General features: G+C 73.4%; 1 protein-coding gene. It reads right to left on the bottom strand.

Going from position 1 to position 1,003, the window contains the following annotated elements:
* Positions 1 to 8: 8 nt before the first annotated feature.
* On the bottom strand, positions 9 to 1,003 hold a 995-nt coding region (locus ACK586_RS25440), incomplete at its 5' end, for an ISL3 family transposase (RefSeq protein ID WP_409333321.1).

Genomic DNA, 1,003 nt, shown 5'->3' with positions numbered 1-1,003 from the left:
GGCTCTTCTTACTTGAGGTGGGGGCTGGTCAGGCCGCCGGCGATGAGCAGCATGCGTAGCCGGTAGTTGTCGCGGTTGCGGAAGCCGCGGGCGATGCGGCGGTGGAGTTCGATGAGGCCGTTGACGGCTTCGGTGCCGCCGTTGCTGGCGCGGCCGGTGTCGAAGTAGGCCAGGAACGCCTCGCGCCACTGTCGCAGGGTGCGGCCGAGGCGGGCGATCTCGGGCACCGGGCAGGTCGGGAACGAGTCGAGCACGCGCTCGGCGATCTTGCGGCCCTCGGCGGTGCGCTCGTGGCGGTAGGCGGCGCGCAGCTGCTGGGCGCAGGACCACGCGAGCCAGACGGCGAGGTGTCGTTCGTCGGCGGCGAACGCGGCGTGCAGCCGTGCCCACTGCCGGTCGGTGAGGTGCTCGGCGCCGGCGCGCAGCGTGTTGCGGATCCCGTAGAGCGGGTCGTTCTTGCGGCCGCGGTGGCCGTGGATCTCCTGCTGGACGCGGCGCCGGCAGCGGTCTACGGCGTCGGTGCCGAGTTTGACGACGTGGAAGGCGTCCAGCACCGCGGTGGCGTCTTGCAGCCGGTCGTCGATGGCGTTCTTGTAGCCGTGGAACGGATCGAGGGTGGCCACCTGCACCCGCGCCCGGAACGCCTCGCCGCGGGCGGTCAGCCAGTCGGCGTAGGCCTTCCCGGACCGGCCGGGCACCAGGTCCAGCAGCCGGGCGCGGACGCGTCCTTGCTGGTCACGGGTGAGGTCGACCATGCCGGTCAGCTCCTTGGGGCCCCGCCCGCCGTCGGCGATCGGCTTGGTGGAGACGTGGTGCCAGATGTGTTCGTCCACGCCCAGGGAGGTGACGTCGGCGAAGCGGGCCTCGTCGGCGGCCATCGCCGCCAGCAGCGGGCCGACCGCCCGCCACACGGTGCGCCAGCTGGTGCCCAGCTGCCGGGCGATGCCGGCGATCGAGGCGTGCTCGCGGCGTAGCTGCCCGACCGCCCACCACGCCGCCCGGG

The sequence above is a fragment of the Trujillonella humicola genome (assembly GCF_046233715.1).
In the GTDB taxonomy this organism is placed as follows: domain Bacteria; phylum Actinomycetota; class Actinomycetes; order Mycobacteriales; family Geodermatophilaceae; genus Trujillonella; species Trujillonella humicola.
The sequence above is the reverse complement of the archived record's forward strand: the minus strand, read 5'-3'. Positions and strand labels throughout refer to the sequence as shown.